Genomic DNA, 20,415 nt, shown 5'->3' with positions numbered 1-20,415 from the left:
AACTACTTTCCATTTATAGAAACCATTTTCTAAGGTTATCTTTACCTTTTTAAAGGGTTTATTTGAATGAATAATTTAGAAGAGTTTTATACCACTAAAGTAAACGGTTTTGAAAAACAGATCGAGGCACTGACCAAACAGTTATATACGTTCAGTATACTTCGTTTGCTTATATTTCTTGGGACCATTGTTGCCATATATTTCGCATCTGTAGATGCTAAATATGTCATTGGTGTATTATGTGTGGGTATACCGTTGTTCTTGTATTTGGTGAGCAAATACACTAATCTTAAACATCAAAAATCAAAATTAGAGGCATTAAAGGAAATTAATGCGGTAGAGTTACAGGTGTTGAATAGGGATTATTCTAACCTTCCCAACGGAAAGGAATTTGCTGACGATATTCATTATTTCAGTCAAGATATTGATCTTTTTGGCGAAGGTTCTTTTTATCAAGTTTCCAACAGAACAAAACTTGCCGAGGGTAGCTTGTTGTTGGCAGATATCTATAAGGAAAATTCCATAAATGAGATAAAGGAAAAACAAGAAGCTATTGCCAAGATAGCGGAGAAAGTAGATTGGAGGCAAGAGTTTTCAGCCATGGCAGCATTGACGAAAACAGAAACTTCTACACATACTATCGCTACTTGGTTAAAGAACTATAAGCCCTTTGTGCCAAAGGCGATGAAATTTATTCCTTCCGTATTTTCTATTATTTCAGTAGTTATATTCATAGCGTACTTTTTGGATTACCTACCAGAATCAGTGTTGATAACATGGCTGGTTTTAGGGATGGTCATTGTTGGTTTGTTTACTAAAAAAGTAACCAATTTAGGTCAAAGTGCCACAAAAATGAAGTCTACCTTTGATCAGTACAATCAGCTATTGGCTATGATTGAAGAGACTGAATTCACATCAAATTTATTAAAGAGGCAGAAGGCGAATATTTTAAGTAATGGGGAGCAAAATTCTAAGGTGTTAAAGAAATTTGCTTCGTTATTGAGCAATCTAGACCGTAATAATAATCTATTGTATTTAATATTTGCTAACGGATTTTTTCTTCGTTCGTTAACCGATTGTCTGGCAGTTGAAAAATGGATCGAAGAACACGGTAAAAGCGTGGAAACCTGGTTCAATACTATCGCATTTTTTGATGCTTATAACAGTTTAGGGAACTTTGCTTTTAACCATCCAAATTTTACGTATCCTACAATTACTGATGATGAGGTGGTGTTGAATTCTAAAAACGCAGGTCACCCCTTATTGGATCCCAAGAAAAGTATCTTGAATGATATTACTATAGAGGGCGGACAGTTCTTTATTATCACAGGAGCTAACATGGCAGGTAAGAGTACGTTTTTAAGAACGGTATCCTTGCAGATTATGATGGCGAATGTTGGTTTGCCCGTATGTGCCCAAGAGGTCAGTTATTCCCCTATAAAATTAATAACGAGTATGCGTACTACAGATTCATTGACAGATGATGAGTCTTACTTCTTTTCTGAGTTAAAACGCTTACGTTATATAGTAGATGAAATACAAGTTGATCGTTACTTCATTGTACTGGATGAAATCTTAAAAGGAACCAATAGTACTGATAAGGCATTAGGATCACGAAAGTTTGTGGAACGCTTGGTGAAAAGTAAATCTACCGGGATTATAGCCACTCACGACCTTAGTCTATGTGAAGTCGCCAATGAATATAATGCGGTTAAAAACCATTATTTTGATGCTGAAATCATAGATAACGAATTGCATTTTGATTATACGTTCAAAGATGGTATATGCCAAAATATGAACGCTTCTTTTCTGTTAAAAAAGATGGGGATTATTGAGTAAGAATATTTTATTCATAGATTTAACGGTGTAATATTTTTCCGTCTTTTTTATGCATAGAATAACGCTTTTATTTCTTATTCTGATTTCAAATATTCTTTTGGCCCAAAATGAAATTGGTAACAAATTGGTCAAGGATAAATTCTTAAAGTATTTTGAATTACCACGAGAGTCTGTATTTCTACATACTAATAAAACAACGTACATAGTCAATGAAGAAGTATGGTTAAAAGGTTATGTGTATGATAGGCATAATGGTAAACCGTTCAGTGAAACTACAACGGTTCACGTAGGGTTGTATAATGTTGACGGCAAGAAACTTGATGACTATCATTTTAAAGCAAGCAATGGTTATTTTAAAGGTAATATCGCTGTAGATTCAATGCTTGCGAGTGGCGAATATTATCTTCGTTCAAGTACCAATTGGATGAAGAATTTTATAGAAGATGATTCATTTGTTCAGAAGATTACCATATTAAATGAGAAGCTAATTGAAAAGGCTAAATCAGTTAGGGAATATGATATTCAATTTCTGCCTGAGGGCGGTAATTTAATTGAAGATGCACCCGGTGTTATAGGTGTAAAGGTGACTGATGCTAATGGCTATGGTGTAAAAATAGTAGAAGGGTCGGTATTCGATACTAATGATACGCAAGTTGCTAGATTTTATACATCAATTTTTGGTTTAGGGAAATTTAATTTTAATCCAAAGGTGGGTATTGAATATGTGGCTAAAATAAAATTTGACGATGGTAGTACAAAAACGACCAAAATACAAAAGCCTTCTAAGGTTGGTATCTCTTTTACCGTAAAGAGTGTTAATAATGATCAGTTCGTTATAAGTCTTACTACAAACGTTGCAACAAAAGAGATTATTAATGAAAAACAGTTTTATTTGTTGGTACATAAAGACGGCCACGCAAATAGAATTCCAATAATTTTCCCAAAGAATAAACTATACGTGTCAAAGGTTTTAAATAAAGAAGTGCTTAATAAAGGGATGAATATATTGACCCTATTTAATCCAGATGGTAAGCCTATTGCTGAACGGTTAATCTTTAACCATGCTGATCTTTTAGATGCCGAATTAGAGATCAGCAAAATGTCTACAGCATCAGATTCATTGAATATTCAAGTTAAGCTACTTGATACTGCTAAAGCACTACAAAATTTAAGTGTCTCTGTTTTACCCGGTAATACAATTTCTTACAATCAAAAAAACTCTATCTATAGTACCTTTTATTTAAAGCCTTATGTAAAAGGATTCATTGAAAACCCTAAATATTATTTTAAGGATGTTACCCCTAAGAAAGAGAAAGATCTTGATCTTTTATTGATGACCCAGGGTTGGTCTAGATATGATTGGACCAATATTTTTAAAGGTGCACCAAACCGGTTTTTTGAATTTGAAAATGGAATTGATTTGGAAGGATCTATTTATAATAAAGGTGTTACTTCAAATGATAAACTTTTAGTTAGTTTCCCAGATAACCGTAGTAGGTATTTGGATATTTTGGACAATAGATTTTTAATTCAAAGGAACTTTCCGGTTAAAGGTGAGACTTTAGAATTTACTTTGATCAGGGAGAATAGAAAATTAGCGAAAGTTAATATTGATTTAAATATAAGGTTGGGGGGTATACCCAATGAAATTGAAACCACATGGAAAGAAAAGACAGATTTTATCAACGATAATGATTCTGAAGATGTAATTGTACCTAGCATAACTTATGCCGATAACACGATAAACCTAAATGAGGTGACTGTAATTGAAGAAAAGCTTAAAACTACTGTTGAAAAAAACACTTTAATTCCTAGGTACTTGTCGAGAAAAATGACAGAAGTAACTGAAAATCTAGAATTTAGCTTACCGTATGTTACTGATATTATTAGGTCTAGGGGTTATAATGTGCTGGAGGGGCTTCAGTTTGGTAGTACAAGCCGTGTTATTATTAGGTCAATTATTCCATCTTCCTTTCTTGGAGGTAATATTTATCCTGTTCCAATTATATACCTAGATAATGCCCGTTTACCAAATTTTGATATTTTATATAAAATGCCCACAACCGAAATAGAAAGTTTTATGATTGATAAGACTGGGTCATTTGAAGGAGCAAGAGGAGCGGGTGGTGTAATTCGAATTTATACTAGAAGATTACCAAGAGATTACAATAATCAGTATAGTAGGGATGAAAATGTTTTTAAGTACGAACTTAAAGAAGGGTTTGAGCCTGTTAAGAAGTTCTATACCCCTAAATACACATCATACCTTTCTAACGAATTTGAAAATTTTGGCACCATACATTGGGTTCCTGAATTACAGACCAATGAAAATGGTTTCGCTACTTTTAAAATCTTAAATACGTTTCAATCTAATGTCTCTTTTTTTATTGAGGGTATGGGGTCAGAAGGTCAATTAATTTCTGCTGAACAGACTCTTGTGGTTGAATGATTTTAAATTTGATAACATAGCAAAATCTATTGTTTGCAAAGTGGACGATTAACACCATGTTTCAAAAATCACTATACTTCTTAAGTAGATATTTATGAGAATATGAATGCTTCTTTCTTATTAAAAGAGATGCGGATTATAGAATAGCACTTTTTTATTCATAGATTTAACGGTTTTAAAATTTTCCACCGACATTTATGCATAGATTTTTGCTATTAATCGTACTATTTGTATCAAGTAATGTTGTAGCCCAAAATGATGTAGGTCATAAATTGGTCAAGGATAAATTCTTAAATTATTTTGAATTACCACGAGAGTCTGTATTTCTTCACACTAATAAAACAACGTATATAGTTAATGAAGAAGTATGGTTAAAAGGATATGTATATAACAGACATCTTCAAAAACCATTTCATCAAACTACAACGGTTCATGTAGGTTTGTTTAATGCCAAAGGAGAGAATTTCAAAAATTATCATTTTAAAGCTAAAGATGGTTATTTTAAAGGGAATATAGTAGTAGATTCTATGCTGGTAAGTGGTGAGTATTATTTACGTTCCAGTACCAATTGGATGAAGAATTTTAAGGAAGATGATTCTCATATACAAAAGATTACCATCTTAAATGAGAAGCCTTTAAAAAAAGAATCTGCTGTTAGTGATTATGATATCCAATTTTTGCCGGAAGGAGGTAATTTAATTGAAGGCACTCCAAGTACTATGGGGGTTAAGGTTACGGATGGCAATGGTTATGGTGTAAGAATTATAGAAGGTTCCGTTTTTGATGATGACAATGCTCAAGTGGCAAGATTTTACACCTCAATTTTTGGTTTGGGCAAATTTAATTTTATTCCAAAAGTTGGTAAAAACTATATCGCTAAATTAGAATTTAGCAATGGCAACGTACAGACAGTGACACTGCAAAAACCTATGAAAAAGGGTGTTGCTTTTGGGGTTAAGCATATTGATGACGATAGGTTTATAATTACCTTGACTACAAATGAAACCACTAAGGAGATTACTAATAACCAACAGTTTTATTTGTTGGTGCATAAAGATGGCCACGCAAATAGAATACCGCTAGCTTTTCCTAAAAATAGCCTGTTTGTATCTAAGGTTTTAAACAAGGAAGTGCTTAATAAGGGAATGAATATCTTGACCTTGTTTAATTCTGACGGTAAGCCCATAGCTGAACGATTAATTTTTAATTATGCAGATCTTTTTGATGCTAAATTAGAAGTAAGCAAATTGGCTTTAGAAACCGATTCATTGAAAATACAAGTAAAATTGCTTGATACTGATGTAGTACAGCAAAACTTAAGTGTCTCTGTTTTACCGGGTAACACGATTTCTCACAATCAAAAAAACTCTATTTATAGCACCTTTTATTTAAAACCCTATATAAAAGGTTTTATAGAAAATCCTAAATATTACTTTGAAGATATAACTACAAAAAAACAGAATGAGCTAGACCTTTTGTTAATGACACAAGGTTGGTCTCGGTACGATTGGAATGATATTTTTAGAGGACCTCCAAATCAATTTTATGAATTTGAAAATGGAATTGATTTGGAAGGTACTCTTTATGGACAAGAAGTTTCTTCTAATGATAAACTGTTGGTTAGTTATCCTGATAATAGAAGTAGGTATTTGGATATTTTAGATAATAAATTTCTTATTCCAAAATATTTTCCTGAGAAAGGAGACATGTTGGAATTCACTTTAATAAATAACAAAACATTAAGAAAGCCAACTGTTGGGATAAATATGGTGACGGCTGAACTGCCTGAAAAATTAAATCAAATTTGGAATGAGAAAGTTATTCCTAAACCTGAAGATTTTAACGAAAATATTAAGATGTCCGGTTTAATTTCTGCCGATAATACAATTAATTTAAATGAGGTTACCGTGGTTGAAGAAAGGATGAAAACAACGGTAGAAAACAATGTTTTTATCCCTAAATACCTAAAAGGCAAAATGACCGAAGTAACAGAAGATATAGAAGAAAATTTTCCGTTAGTAAGTGATATAATTAGGTCTAGAGGTTACTATGTAAGAGAAGAGCTAAGTTTTGGTAGTACAGATCGTGTCATTATTAGAATACGTACCGTACAGTCGTTTGAATCTAAAAGGGCAATGCCTGTACCTGCTATTTATTTGAATAATGTACGGTTAAATACTTTTGACCTTTTATATAGAATGCCAACTAACGAAGTGGAAAGTTTTTTAATTGATAAAACAGGAGCTGGTGAAGGTGTAAGGGGTTCTGGAGGTGTTATAAGAATATATACGCGCAGGTTACCAAGGGGGTATACGGATCAAGGTAGTTCAGATAATACTATTTTTAAGTATGAGTTTAAAGAAGGGTTTGAAAAAGTAAAGAAGTTTTATGCTCCTAAATACACGTCATACTTTTCCAATGAATTTGAAAATTTTGGAACTATACACTGGGTTCCTGAGTTAATTACTAATGAAAACGGTATTGCGACCTTTAAAATTTTAAATACGTTTCAATCTAATGTCACTTTTTTTATTGAGGGTATGGGGGCGAAAGGTCAATTAATTTCTGCTGAGAGAAATCTCATAATTGAATGATATACTAAATGGATTCATTAACACAAATAGTACTAGGGGCAGCCGTTGGTGAAGCCGTGCTTGGTAAAAAAGTGGGTAATAAGGCAATGTTGTATGGAGCTATTGCCGGTACCATACCAGATTTGGATGTTATTACGCGTTATTTCCTTGATACGGTTACAGCAACGGAATGGCATAGGGGTTTTAGTCACTCCATATTCTTTTCTGTGCTTTTTGCTCCTGTGTTCGGGTGGTTGGTCTGGAAGATAAACAGGAAAGAATCTGCTACCTGGAGAGAATGGTCATGGTTAATGTTCTGGGGATTGTTCACTCACCCATTATTAGATGCTTTTACCACTTGGGGAACACAACTGTTCTGGCCCTTTAAAACGCGGTTGGCATTTCAAAGCATTTTTGTAATAGACCCGTTATACACTGTTCCTTTTATCATTTTTTTGATTATGGCAATATTCAAAAAAAGAACTTCCGTTAAACGTCAAAAATATGTTCATTTAGGGCTTGTTATTAGTACAGCATATTTGCTATTTACCCTTGTTTTAAAAGGAATCGCTTTTCAAAGATTTGAGAATGCCTTGATGGAACAAGGTATTGTTTACAGTGATATGAATACACGCCCGGCGCCATTGAATACGGTATTATGGATGGCGAATATAGATATTGAAGATGCGTATTTGATGGGAGATTATTCTTTTTTTGATACTAAGGATGTTTCATTTTCTGCATTTCCAAAGAATCATGAACTGTTGGGTAAATGGGCGGATAATGATAAGATAGTACGACTTATTAAAATAACAGAAGGCTGGTATACGATTACCGAAAGAGAAGGGGACCTTTATTTCAATGATTTAAGATTTGGACTCATAAGTTTAGATGAAAACGAAACCCAATTTGCCTTCAGTTATAAACTGGTGCCCAATGGGGAAGATCTCATTGTGGAAGAAAGACCTAAATTTAAACGGGATGCAAAACGACTGATGACTGCCCTTTGGAAGCGTATGTGGGGAAATTAGGTGTTAAAAAGGATAGCCAATAGCAAAGTTTAAGGTCATGTTATTATCGGCATTTCCAAAGAAAGGTACGTTCCATCGTTCGTTTTTAGCTTCGTACGGAATTCTTAATGGAGACGCAAGATCAAGACGGATAACAAAATTTTGAACATCTAATCGTAAACCAAACCCTACTCCCGCAGCAACCTCGGTAAGCCAGTCTTTTTCAAATTTACCATCTGTAAAAAGTGTTTCGGAAAAACTGCTGTTCAGTTGGTTTTCTTCTAGTTCAGAGTAGTCACCGGTCAGCCACACATTACCTGCATCAACAAAAAAAGCGCCTTTTAAATAGGAAAAAAGTGGAAAACGATATTCTACATTAGCTTCTAGCTTAAGGTTACCGGATTGGTCAAAATAATCGGTAGTGGCATTTTCTGTTTCCGCATTAAAATTACCGGGTCCTAAAGAACGGATGTTAAACGCTCTAACGCTATATGGACCGCCGGAATAAAACTGTTTAACAAAGGGTAATGTTGAACTATTGCCGTATGGAACGCCCCAACCTGCATAAATACGGGATACCAAGGTGCGCTCCTTTTTCCAACGTAGGTACAGTCTTAAATCTGCATCGGCTTTTGCATATTGGGCGTATGTAGAGCCAAAAATAGTTTCTGAACCACCGCTAATAAGATTTAGCATATTACCGGCAATATCTAAGTTGGTTGAAAAGTAAATAGGAGCCTCTTTGCTAAGCTTGGATACTTCGTCATAGGTGAAACTATAGAGCAATCCTGCTATAAAACGCTGCTCAAAACTTTGACTCAAATATTCATTGTCGTCTAAAATTGCCTGAAACTCATCGGTTACATTTGATAGCCTTGAGTAATTTATACTGATAGGGTCTAGGGTGTGGTATACGTATTGGTTTTCTTGCCAGGTATAGCCAAAAGATGCATTTACAGAACTTAAGGTAAACAATTGGCTACGCTGTAAAAAATCGTAACCTAAAGATATTTTTGTTTTTGGTACGGCATACTGAAATCTACTGGGTGAAAACGGTATAGACCTGGGTATTACTAGATCGGCACTTATACCACCTGCTATACTGCTTAAACTGGAATTACTGCCGCTTGATAATTGGGATTCATAACTAAAATTGGCAGAAACACTAAAGGTCTCACCACCGTTGAACACATTTCTATTGGTATGGCTCAGAAGAATACCGGGACCGGTGAATCCGTTAGATTTTGATACGGCCTGTATTTCTGCCCTAATAGAGCGTTTGGTCAATGGTGCCAAATAAATGCTTGCTGCCAATGAACCGCCATTACCATCGGTAGCCGTAGTATCCAGTTCCGTGTATTGTATGTTTACATATTTGTAACTGCCCAATGCAGATAACCTATTGCTTGTTTGTTTGGAAACATCGGCATTGTACAGGTCGCCCTCATTGAATAATAGATAGGATTCCAAAAGCTTTGGTTTAAAGTATAGCTCATTCTGTACAAAATCAATACTGTCTATTTGGGTTACATTTTCTTCAGTTAAGGGCAGTGTGTCACCTTCAATGGTGTAATTGGGGTAAACGGTAATGGAATCAATAGTGTACGGAATTGATGCCCGCGCTGGAACATCTTTTTTTAGTCTAAGAAAAAGGTCAAATTTTCTGTTTTTATATTGATTGGTATCTGCCTCAAAAATGAGTAGATCTTCTTGACTGTTGTAAAACCCTTTTTGTTTTAATCCATTGTTTAATCTTGCTCTTTCGGCCTTCAGTAAATCTAAATCAAATCTATCTCCCTTTGCCAAAGAGGTTTCCGGGAGCATTTTTTCTATTTCTTTATAAATAGGCAATGAGTCAGATTCAAGATGATAGTTTTCCAAAACATAGGGCTGCGGCATACTGGCCGTATAATTGACCGAAGCGAATTTATCGTTGTTGACTACTTCAGAAGATGATTTGCTATAGAAGAATCCATTATTGTCCAAGCGGTTTAAAATCAATTCTTCTACACGGTCTGTATTTACTTCAGAAAAATATACCGGTTCTTCCCCAAAAGATTTATTCAGAAATTTATATAGAAACCCTGGTTTTTCTCGCTGCGCCTTGTAATGAAAAAATAGGGCAGGCTTCATGCCTAAAAATGTGGTATTCGGGTTAGGTTCAATAAGATTTAATAATTCGGCCTTTACCTCTTTACTGTCATGTATCTCACCTTCGGAAAGTAACTCAAGCTCGGCACCGGTGTACAGTTGCTCTCCTTCAGGAATATATTTTTCAATGCCACATGAATATATCAGCAAAAATGCCAAACAAATTAAAGTTCTATATGTGCAGTTGTTCGTTTTCAATGTACCGTTATTCTTCTTTTTTGTTCGCGTCTTTTTTAGACGGTTTATTCTCTTTTTTCAGCGGACTGAACAATTGACTGAATTTATTGAACTCGCGATTAAAGATAAAAGCTAAACCCGTTACTATAAGTTGACCGTCAATAATATTTTGATACTCTTGTTTTCTAAACCCCTTTAGTCTGTACGTGCCTTCTTCACTTAATAGGTACTCCAAGGTTACGTTACCGATCAATGGTGTTTCACTTTCGCTGGAATATGCACTTCCTTCAACATCTACTGCGCTACCTGCGGTAACGATCAACCGATCGTTAAATAGTCTTTTGCTGGCATTGATATTCAATTGGGTACGACTTTGGGCGCTTCCGCTTTCGTAATCCTCAAAACTATCCAAATCAAAACCGAGCTCAAAACCGGTATTGCCCAGTAATTTATTGGAAATGGAAGTAAGTTCGTTAGACAGTACTTTGTTTACGTTGTTTCTGGCAATAGTCACAGCGCCTCCACTACTACCATCACTTCCTGTGGTAGGATAAAAACGGTTCAGTGCCAAGAGCGAGAATACCTGTTTGTTCAATTCGGATTCTTGCTCGTTCAATTGTTGAATACGACTGTACACGGCACCACCAAAGTTACCTTGCGCATTTTCTGGCATGTCCAGGGCAAAGGAGAGTTCTGGCTGCATAAGCTGCCCGTCTATGTTTAAATATACCAAGAATGGTGTAGACTGTGCATAGGAGCCAGAAACACTGCTGTCCGTTCCGTAACTAATGGAAGACATTAATGAAGAAGCAGATGTTTCTATTTCATAAATAGCGGTTACGTCCATTTTGGCATCGAATGGGTCACCGCTCCATACAATACTGCTACCTTTTTGTAATTGAAATTCGCGACTTACCAAGTTGTATAAACTGGTTCTGTAAAAGCCCGAGTTCAATTCTAGCCTGCCCGATAGTCTTATGTCTTGATTTGGATCTATGTTCAAATTCAATGTAGCGTTACCGGATGCCTGCAACTTGTCTTGGGTTTTTTCATCAAGTACAATGGTAAATTTAGCCTCGTTCCCTATTTCTAGAACCGTATTGATATCCATACCGGCAAAAAAGGAATTCGTGGTTTCTTCATCTGATCTGGTAAGTATGGCATCAGGGTTTTCCCTGTTTACAAAAATAACAACACCGTCTCGCTCCTGAATGTCCAATTGGTCTTGAGGTACAACATAAGTTAGATCGGTAATATCGCGAATGCGTAACCTGCCATCTATAACGGGTAGTTCTAAATCTCCCAGTACTTTTACATCTGCTTTTATACTTGCAATTCCATAGACCAATTCATCATCTCCTTTTTTGGAATCTAACACTCTAAATTGATCTGTTTTCACCGTTAGGTCAAAACTTGGGTTGACAAAACTCTCTGTGTAAACCGTACCATCTATAGTCAATGTACCTTGATTAATGTCCTTTATGGCAAAGGAATTAAAGCTTACTTCGTCTTGATCAATATCTATGAATTGATCATCTATGGTAAACGTAGACTTATAGGCCGCCAATGCTAAGCTAAATTCATTAAAGTTTATTCTGCCGGAGTATTTTGGTTCTGCCAGGGTGCCCTTTACCAATAAGCTTCCGTCTAGATAACCCTTGGCATTCGTTAATTGTTCGTTAGAGAATCCTTCTATTATACTGGCTTCCAGCTTTTGAATATCCAGTTCCATATTCAGGTAGGCGGTATTTTGTTTTGCGGTATAATCTCCGGTTAAATTAAGCTTTGCACTACCGTCTTTTAGGGCAAGGTCAAAGTCATATTCTGATAACGATTTGGAAGTTGCATCTAGGGTAAGGGTGCCTAACGGATTTTGAAGTACCTGAAAATCTTTGATATCTAAATTGGCAACAAGCCCAGACGCGGTGTAGGGATTGATGATTACAAAATCGCCTTCTACCTTACCTTTTGCCAAGGCTTCATCAGGATTGAAAAAACTGAGAAATGTCTGTAACTGAAAATTCTCGAACAGGATTCCAATATGTTCCGTATCCATCTTTGGAAACGTATTGGATATTTCCATCTTTTGAGAATTTCGAGTAAAGATTACTTTTTCAAAATCTGAAAATGATTCACTGATCACTATAGAATTATCTTCTGGAATTTCCCATTGCTTTTTATTAAGGATTAAATCTTCTGGATCAATATGGAGTTTTAAAGTGTCTTTCTGGAATACTAGACCAGATGCTATGTGCATGACCTGTACCGTGTCATTTTTTGAATTGAAATCAAGTAATAATTCTTTATTCTTTAAACTACCTTCTAAATAGGTTTGTTTAAGATGAATGGGTTCGTAAATTAAATCTGCAAGGCCTGCAGAGAATTTTAGGTCTACAGAATCTCCTTTTACATAGGCATTTAAACTATCTACAGAACTATCCGCATACGATATGTGCGGTACTTTCACTTGAGCGGAAATTTTTCTCTTTTTAGAATTAAAACTGGCATCTATATTCAAGGAATCTAAATCTTCTACTCCGTTAAAAAACACTTTAGACAATACCGGTGTTGGTATTATGGCAATCGCCAGTTTTGCTTCAATAGTATCTTCGACCTCATAGACGGTGTCGTCTGTTGAGAAATAGTGTTCCAATTGTTTTTTTAATGCGTTGGTAATACGATTAGGCGATGCATTGGATGCCAACTGCCCGTTCAAGAAATTACTTTGTACGGAAACGTCGGTTATGGTATCTTCAACATGTGCCTTTAGAATGATGGTTGACACTTGGTATTGCTCGTTATCAGCCACCGCAATACCATCATCAATAACGGTGTTAATCGTAAAATTGGATGGCGTGCCGGAATAATCACCATTTATATTAGCGGCAACTTTAATGTTTTCCTTTGTAAGTCCAAGCTCTTTTAAATCTGCCCCAATGATGTTTGAAGTAAATTGAATATCATTGTCATTGGATGTAAGAAGCAAAGTTGCACCTGCATTCATATTCAAATTGGGGTCGTTGATATTTGCGGATATGTTACCCTTGCCATTATTTAGAATACCGTCAATATCAATCGCTTTATAACTGTAACCGCCGTATTGAAATTGCGAAATGTTACCGGTTATGTTGGCATCTAAATTGCTTGCTTCGTTACCAGAGCCATTAGCATTTATTTGCAATGAAATTTCACCTAACTGATCGTTCTGTAACAGTTGCCCTAGTTGAAGACTGTCTATAGAAACGGTACCATCAAATTTCATGATTTCCCCAAAGTCAACAAGGGCATTTATACTAGCATTCCCTTCTGGAATTTTTAGGACCATGTTTGGTTTTACCCAGCTAGTTCCACCAGATAAGCTGCCTTCGGCTACAATGGTTTTAGGTACAGAAATTCCTAGTTCCTTGGAGGATATTAATTTGTCTATAGCGGTTTTATTGCTTCTAAAGCTAATATTGTTCAAATTATAAAAAAGTGAATCTGTTTGGGTAAGATTTTCAATACTGCCTTTTACCACAAGATGTGTGTCTGGCCCCCATTGTATTTCTGTACTGAGATCATCAACTTTTCTTAGGTTTCCTCTTGCTTTTAAATGACCGGTAAACGGATGTTTTGATAAGGAATCTAGATATTGATTTTGGGCAAGCTCCGGTTGAATTTTTAAGAGGTCGCCAAGCTCTAAATTTAGATCGGCAATGTTTGCGGTTAGGGTGCTTTTTTCAGGATTTTCCAATGCATCTTTCAACGAATTGAACTGAACATTAATATCTGCATTTGCAGAACTATTGTTTATTTGAAAAACGACATCTGACAGTGATGCCTTGGTATTGTTTAAGCCAGCTTTAAAGGCCAATTGATTTAAATGTATACCGCTAGGTTCTGAGAAGGAGAATTTAGAAACATCTAAATTGAACTGCTCTGGGCGATATTCTAAATTTTTGGAAAGTAGTTGTAACTGCTCAATTTTAAATGCATTGGGGTTGAAGCTTTCCGTGCTTTGCTGTTTGCCATTTATGGAATAACTGAATGTGTTCTTGGCAAGGTCTATATCGTTAGCTGCAATGATGAATTCCGGCCATTCATATTCAGCTGTATTGGTGGTAGTTATTTTAGTTTCTTCACTCCTTAGTTTTACATCTATTTCTGAATCATGAAGAACAAGGTCATCTGTCTCATATCTATTTTTGGATACATCTGCCAGTATTTCTGTAAGTTCAATGGTACCAAGTTTTAACTGGGTATGTAAACCGCCTGGCTGACTGTTGTAGGTGATATTTACGTTATTTACATTGAAATCTTCCACCTCAATATGTGGTAGAGCTGTACTTGTGGTGTCTTCGGTTATTGGGAATTCATGAGATTGAACGTACTGGAGTTGGGTATTGCTCAACTTAAAATTATCCAAAGAGAATTTCATGGAATTCAAGTCGAATTCCGATACGTCAATATCTAATTGGCCAAGTATAAGGTTGATATCTGTTCCAAGATAGGCATCGGAATAATTCAATTTCCAATCAGTGATATCTAAGCTGCCAACATTTATATTCATGGGTTCACCAGTAGTAGCGGTCGTATCTGTCGTAGTAGTCAGTGCATCTATTAAGAACGTAAAGTTGAAAACATCTGGGTTGTTCTCCCTATTTATTTTGGCAACAACACCTTTAGATATAACATCATCAATTGAAATTTCATTTTTAAAAATGGCAGGGTATATTGGAATGTCCGCTTGTAACGATTTTGAATAGAATAGGGTATCTCCCTTAACATCTTCCAGATAAACACCTTCTATTTGTATATCACCAGAAAAGGTAATGTACAATTTGCCAACTTCTACTTTAGTATGTGTTTTGCTAGAAATATAATTGGTAACCTTAGATACAATGGCATTTTGTGCCCAAGGTGTCCGTACTATCAGGACTAAAACAAAAAATAGCAAAATTAGTCCAAGGAGAATTTTTCCAATGCGCTTTAGGTATTTTTTGAATTTCAGATTTTCGTTGGCCATAAGGAAAACAATATAATATTGAATACAGTCATTCAATTTTTAAGCTCAAACCTGTTACGATCCCAGCTGTGCCATAAAACCTGTAGCAATTATAATTAGTAGAACTATGATGATCATAAGGTTATAAAACCTTCTCTTCTTTTTCTTGGTTTCTTTCAATGATGCCATTAAAATGCAAAGTTAAGATTACCAATATATAAAATTAGCTTATTTACTAAGAAGATTATCGGTATAGAACATGTTGAGAGTTGATTACTGTTTTTGATTTATCAAAGGATAGCTTAAGAAAAACAGGTTCGTCTACACTTATCGTCCATTGGCCTATACTTAGATTGCCCCGGTCAGAAATCAAAGATCTAAGCTGAATTGATGAGGTACCTTTGGAGTGTAATTAATGACTAACTCAAAAAATCACCAATACTAAAAAATATGAAAACAGTAATTAACACAAATAGATGCTTAGGTTATTTTGAAACTGCCAACCAAGAGGAAATTTATGAAATATGTACCTATAACGTTACAAATTCAGAATTGATCTTAGAGGCTATGACCGTGTAAAGAAGTTGTTCAGGTAGTTCCCCCAAACCGAAGAAGGCCAATAGAAATATTGGTCTTTTTCTATTTTAATCCCTTGGTTTGAACATTATGGAAACTATCTGCCTGTAAGCGTAACAATTCTTCCGCTTTTTTCTTTTTGTATCCGTATAGCTCTTCTTCGCCCTTTAAATCTTCATAAATTGTTTGGTTGATTTCTCCATCTGTAGCAACTATTAATTTACGTTGCGCCAATTTTTGGGCAACCCATGTCGCTAAAACACTTTCTTCTTCTTCCAATTTAATGTCGTACTCACCTTTTGGAGCCAGTAATTTCGCAATTATGGGCGAAGTTTCAATAGCTAAGAACAGTAGAAATATAAAAAATGATGGCATCCATGGCAATTCATTTAGAGCCGTAATTCTTGCCATTAATCCGTCGAAACCATCAATAATCGGTTGTGAGTTTTTCACCACGTCTGCATATTCAGTATTCAATGCCGTTATTTGGGCTTCTAAATCTGTAATTTTTTCTGCATTAGTGGTCTTTAATGCCTGTAGTTCAGCAAGTGCGGCATCATGTTTTTCCCGCTTCTCCGCATATACAGGTCCTTTGCCCAATAGCTTTGTACCGGCCGTGCCTTCTGCTTCATTGATATAAATATCATAAAGGGTATTGGTTTCTTTTTCTTTTTCTGCTATTTCAGATTTTAAGTTGGTGATGTCGGTATTTAACTGCGTTATCTTAGGTGTGTACTGCAAGGCAAGTTGATCTTTATTGGCAAGGGTAAGGTCATTCTTTTGCTCTAATAAAACCTGATTGATCTCTTTTTCAAAAATCTTCATTTCCAAAGGTTTTGAAATTACGATAGCAATGATAACGGCAAGAACTATTCGTGGTACTGCCTGTAAAAACTCTTGCCCAAAATTGCCTCGTTTTTTTATGGTCGATACTATAAAACGGTCCAAGTTAAAAATTAGGAGTCCCCAAATGAGTCCGAAAAATACGGCGGTATACATATTGTCAAATACGGTATACAGAGCATAGCTACTTGCTATAAATGCCATTACCGCAGTAAAGAAAACTGTAGCACCAATACCTGCATATTTGTTTTGTTCGCCTTTAGAGCATGTTTTTAAAAGTTCTGAGTCGGCGCCAGAACAAAGAATGAAGAAATTTTGAATCATGATGAAAATTCGTTTTTTGACCATCCATACGGCTGGCAAGTTGATGATGATGTATACTGGGTGAACGTAACTATTTTGTTTTTGGTACGTAAAAAGCCCTCCAAAAGAGGGCTTTAACATATGTTTGACGTTGTGTCTATCGTATTGTTACAGGTGCGGTAGTGATTCTTACTTCGGTCTTTCCAAGTTTCTTACGAGATTCCATATTCAATTCTTTGTTCTTTTTAAGTAAGTCGATCGCTTTATCAGACGTTATTTTTTCGCCTTCAAAATAAAATATTGCTCCTTTTTTTGCCATGTCTATAGCGTAGTCAAGAGGAGAGGGTGGAGTAGGAGGAGTGGGTGCCGTGGTACTAGTAAGTTCCATAGTCGTTTTTGAGGATGTTCCTTTTATTCCATTGATGTCTAAGTTCAAATGGTCATAGGGGTCTTGATTTTCAATGATTTCTTTAATTTGATTATCTGCATAATCTGAAGAATTCGGTACATTAGGAGCTTTGGGTGCTGGTGGTGGTTCTGGAAAATCAGGAAATGGTTCGGCATGCTCTTTTTGCTCTTTAGACATTAATCCGTAAATATGTTTTAATTGATCTATATCAGATTTCAGGATGCGGATATTGCCACCATCGGCTATCATACGGTTGTATTTTTTTGCAAGCTCATCATATTTTGACATTTGAACAGATGTTGCTCTTTTTTTTCTTTTATCGATTTTAGGGTTGTATTCTTGAATGTCAATAGTTGCTGCTCCGTATGCAAGTAATTCTTGCTCTACTTTCATCACTACTTCTTTGGGGCTGTCCGGTACAACCTTTATTATTGTTTTTACAATTTGTTTTCTCTGGTTAATAGTTAAATGAGAATTTATTTCAGATAAATGTTTCTGCAAATCTTCTAATTCAACTAACTCATCTTGTACAAGCAACTGCCCTCCTTTATTTATATTTACGGTTATCTTAGGTATCGTTGACTGTTCATTTTCTCTAAGTCGGTTATAGTAATTACCTCTTGAGTCAACTAATTTGTTGTTTTCAATTTTAAACGACCAATCTTCATAACCATAAGTAAAATAATAACTATTGGAACGTTTCTTAGGGTAATAACGTACAGCTTTTTTCTTTCCTTCTATAAGATCAAAAACCATATAAATATCGTATTCTGAAACAATTAATTGTATATTGTTTTGTTCACTTAACCATTTGCCATTTAATTGATTTCTTAAACTATTTTTTTTACGGATAAACTTTTTTCCATTAAATTGAATCGTTTTTTCTTCCTGGTTTGTTTTGACTAAGAGTTTTTCTTTGTCAAACTCAGAGTAATAAAATTGCCCATTTATTTTTTCAAATTTTAAAATGTTATTTTGATAATTACCCCAAAGCAAATTTTTATTTTCTGCGGTAATTTTTAATATTTCTAATTCATTTTCTTCATTTAACCATTCTCCATTTATGGGGTAAGCATGGGTATCGCTTATGAATTTTTCTTTTCTGTTTGAGAAGCTATAAAGCATGATGGTCAATACGGGCAGAATAAAAAGACTTCGAATTAAAATACCTCTTTTTGATGTTTGTTTTTTCATGATGATGATTCGTTTTTTGATTGATGAATAATTTATGGCATTTGCGATGCCAACGGATTGATGCGTGTGAAATTTGTCGTTTGATAAGTACGACAGTAACGTGTTTTGATAGTATAATTGATTTTCTTGCCCTTTAATTACGGCACTATCGGCTAGAAATTCATGATTGAGTTTGATACTTTTTTTGAAAACATAAATTAGCGGATTAAACCAGAATAGAACTTGTAGCAATTCAATAAAAAGAACATCTAAACTATGCCACTCCTTAGCATGGGTTTCTTCATGTAATAGTACAGCAGCTGGTATACTCTTAGATTCAAATTTTTGCTTGTTCAGAAATATATAGCGAAGAAATGTATGTGGCGGTAGTTCTTCTTTTAACAAGACTTTTACCAAGAAGTTAAATTTAATTTGGGTATTGCGCCTAACACGGATCCATAATTTGGCAATGTTGTAAAGAAAACGAAATCCAAAAATTGCAACTCCCAAACCATAAAGAGTATAAAGAATCAAGGTCCAATTCATGGGCGATTCTTCCATTTCATGAACTATTGGTGTTATTTCTGGTTGTTCATTTATGGTCAAAACTTGAGTGATAGCAGGGGTTGGTTCTGCTTGTATATATTCGGTAAAAACAATTTGTGGAATTATTAGAGAAATAATAAGCGCAGTTAATAGAAAGAATCTTTTAAAATGGTGCATACTTTCCCTTTCAAGCAAAAGTTTATAGAACACTAAAAAAATGCCCATGCATGCCGTAGATTTTAAAAGATAAATCTCCATAATTACTTCTTTTCTATTTCAACGTCTATTAATTTCTTCAATTCCTCCAATTCAGCTTTGCTTAAATTGGTTTCTTGCGTAAAAAATGACGCAAACTGACTGGCGCTATCGTTGAAGAAATTTTTAATGAGTCCGTTTACATGTTTAGAGAAATAGTCTTTTTTCTTAACTAGCGGATAATATTCTCTGCTTCTGCCATAACTTTTATAGTCAATAAACTTTTTATCGGTCATCCTTTTTAATAAGGTGGCTACAGTAGTGGTAGCGGGTTTTGGTTCTGGGTAAGCATCCAATAAGTCTTTCATGAAAGCTTTCTTTTGCTTCCAAAGTATATTCATTAATTCTTCTTCCGATTTGGATAGCTGCATTTTCTACAAGTTTAGAATTTGTTCTACAAACATAGAATAAATAATTTGATTCTACAAGTGTAGAGGTTAAATGCGTTTTGGGTGTACTAAGATTTTTTAAAACCTAATATAATAGAAAGGGCAGTAGCTATAAGTCCTACGGCTAGCAGAAGGTTTCCGTTTATGAATCCAAATTTCCAGTGTAGAATTTTAAATTGAGCACCAATAATAATACAAATTACCGCAGTTGAATATAATACTATGTTGATGATTTTCTTTTTTGAAGTAGTGGGCTGCTCCTCTAATTTGGAGGAATTATCATTTGAAAAAAATACATCTTTTATATAGGCAATGATGAAAAATATCAAGGCCATTCTAAAAATATAGGAAAATATATATCCATAATTTAAATGCAGAACTCTAAATAAGTAATGAAGTAAAAAGGAAATTAATAAAAATAACTTGGCATAATCTAACCAGTTTTTGATTGGTTTCTTATAAAACCCTATAATGAAGAAAATAGCGATACCACCAACGGCTGAAATCAATAATATTTCAGCATAGGGCCAATGCATTATTTTAAAGAGTATGGCAATTAATGCCAAGGCAATGCTTAGTCTTAGAAATCTGTTGCTTTTTTCCTTGGTAATCAAAAGTTTTACTTCTTTGGTTTCTATGTAGAACGACGAATAAAAGTTTTAAGTGTTTTCAAATAGGCTTTGGTGTGATTTGTTCCCTTTTTAAAAGATTAAATTTGCAGCCTAAAAGCAACCTAGA

At 34.9% G+C, this 20,415-nt stretch carries 11 protein-coding genes; 5 read left to right on the top strand and 6 right to left on the bottom strand.

Going from position 1 to position 20,415, the window contains the following annotated elements; genetic code table 11:
- Positions 1–66 precede the first annotated feature (66 nt).
- The 4 genes from I600_RS08525 to I600_RS08510 all read left to right on the top strand — a co-directional run bounded on the left by I600_RS08525 (position 67) and on the right by I600_RS08510 (position 7,892).
- The gene (locus I600_RS08525) at positions 67–1,839 is read left to right on the top strand and encodes a MutS-related protein (protein WP_058104012.1); all 1,773 of its coding nucleotides are present in this window, start codon (positions 67–69) and stop codon (positions 1,837–1,839) included.
- A gap of 49 nt (positions 1,840–1,888) precedes the next feature.
- The gene (locus I600_RS08520) at positions 1,889–4,288 is read left to right on the top strand and encodes a hypothetical protein (protein ID WP_058104011.1); all 2,400 of its coding nucleotides are present in this window, start codon (positions 1,889–1,891) and stop codon (positions 4,286–4,288) included.
- A gap of 197 nt (positions 4,289–4,485) precedes the next feature.
- The gene (locus I600_RS08515) at positions 4,486–6,882 is read left to right on the top strand and encodes a hypothetical protein (RefSeq protein ID WP_058104010.1); all 2,397 of its coding nucleotides are present in this window, start codon (positions 4,486–4,488) and stop codon (positions 6,880–6,882) included.
- 8 nt (positions 6,883–6,890) lie between these two features.
- Entirely contained in the window at positions 6,891–7,892 is a 1,002-nt protein-coding gene (locus I600_RS08510; protein ID WP_058104009.1) for a metal-dependent hydrolase, read from the top strand.
- Positions 7,893–7,895: 3 nt separating this feature from the next.
- Here the strand turns inward: I600_RS08510 and tamL are convergent, their stop codons facing one another.
- Together tamL and I600_RS08500 are read right to left on the bottom strand one after the other, a co-directional pair.
- A complete protein-coding gene (tamL, locus tag I600_RS08505) occupies positions 7,896–10,181 on the bottom strand; it encodes a translocation and assembly module lipoprotein TamL (RefSeq protein ID WP_082642914.1) in 2,286 nt (761 codons plus the stop codon).
- Between the two features lie 46 nt (positions 10,182–10,227).
- Positions 10,228–15,204, bottom strand: a complete 4,977-nt coding sequence (locus I600_RS08500; RefSeq protein WP_058104007.1) for a translocation/assembly module TamB domain-containing protein — start codon at positions 15,202–15,204, stop codon at positions 10,228–10,230.
- Positions 15,205–15,633: 429 nt separating this feature from the next.
- Here I600_RS08500 and I600_RS19550 point away from each other — a divergent pair, with 429 nt between their 5' ends.
- Positions 15,634–15,762: a hypothetical protein gene (locus I600_RS19550; RefSeq protein ID WP_257786201.1), complete on the top strand. Its 129-nt coding sequence runs from the start codon at positions 15,634–15,636 to the stop codon at positions 15,760–15,762.
- 60 nt (positions 15,763–15,822) lie between these two features.
- On the opposite strand, the gene I600_RS08495 is transcribed toward I600_RS19550, so the two are convergent.
- From I600_RS08495 to I600_RS19580, 4 genes are all read right to left on the bottom strand, one after another.
- The gene (locus I600_RS08495) at positions 15,823–16,926 is read right to left on the bottom strand and encodes a DUF4407 domain-containing protein (protein WP_058104006.1); all 1,104 of its coding nucleotides are present in this window, start codon (positions 16,924–16,926) and stop codon (positions 15,823–15,825) included.
- 136 nt (positions 16,927–17,062) lie between these two features.
- A complete protein-coding gene (locus I600_RS08490) occupies positions 17,063–19,291 on the bottom strand; it encodes a M56 family metallopeptidase (protein WP_058104005.1) in 2,229 nt (742 codons plus the stop codon).
- Between the two features lie 2 nt (positions 19,292–19,293).
- Positions 19,294–19,659 carry a BlaI/MecI/CopY family transcriptional regulator gene (locus I600_RS08485; protein ID WP_058104004.1) on the bottom strand — a complete coding sequence of 122 codons (366 nt, stop codon included), beginning with the start codon at positions 19,657–19,659 and terminating at the stop codon, positions 19,294–19,296.
- Positions 19,660–19,745: 86 nt separating this feature from the next.
- Positions 19,746–20,291 carry a GldL-related protein gene (locus tag I600_RS19580; RefSeq protein ID WP_317038726.1) on the bottom strand — a complete coding sequence of 182 codons (546 nt, stop codon included), beginning with the start codon at positions 20,289–20,291 and terminating at the stop codon, positions 19,746–19,748.
- Positions 20,292–20,415: the final 124 nt, after the last annotated feature.

Origin of the sequence: Maribacter dokdonensis DSW-8 (genome assembly GCF_001447995.1) — a bacterium.
Taxonomy (GTDB): Bacteria; Bacteroidota; Bacteroidia; order Flavobacteriales; family Flavobacteriaceae; genus Maribacter; species Maribacter dokdonensis.
This window is presented reverse-complemented; position numbering and strand designations above follow the sequence as displayed.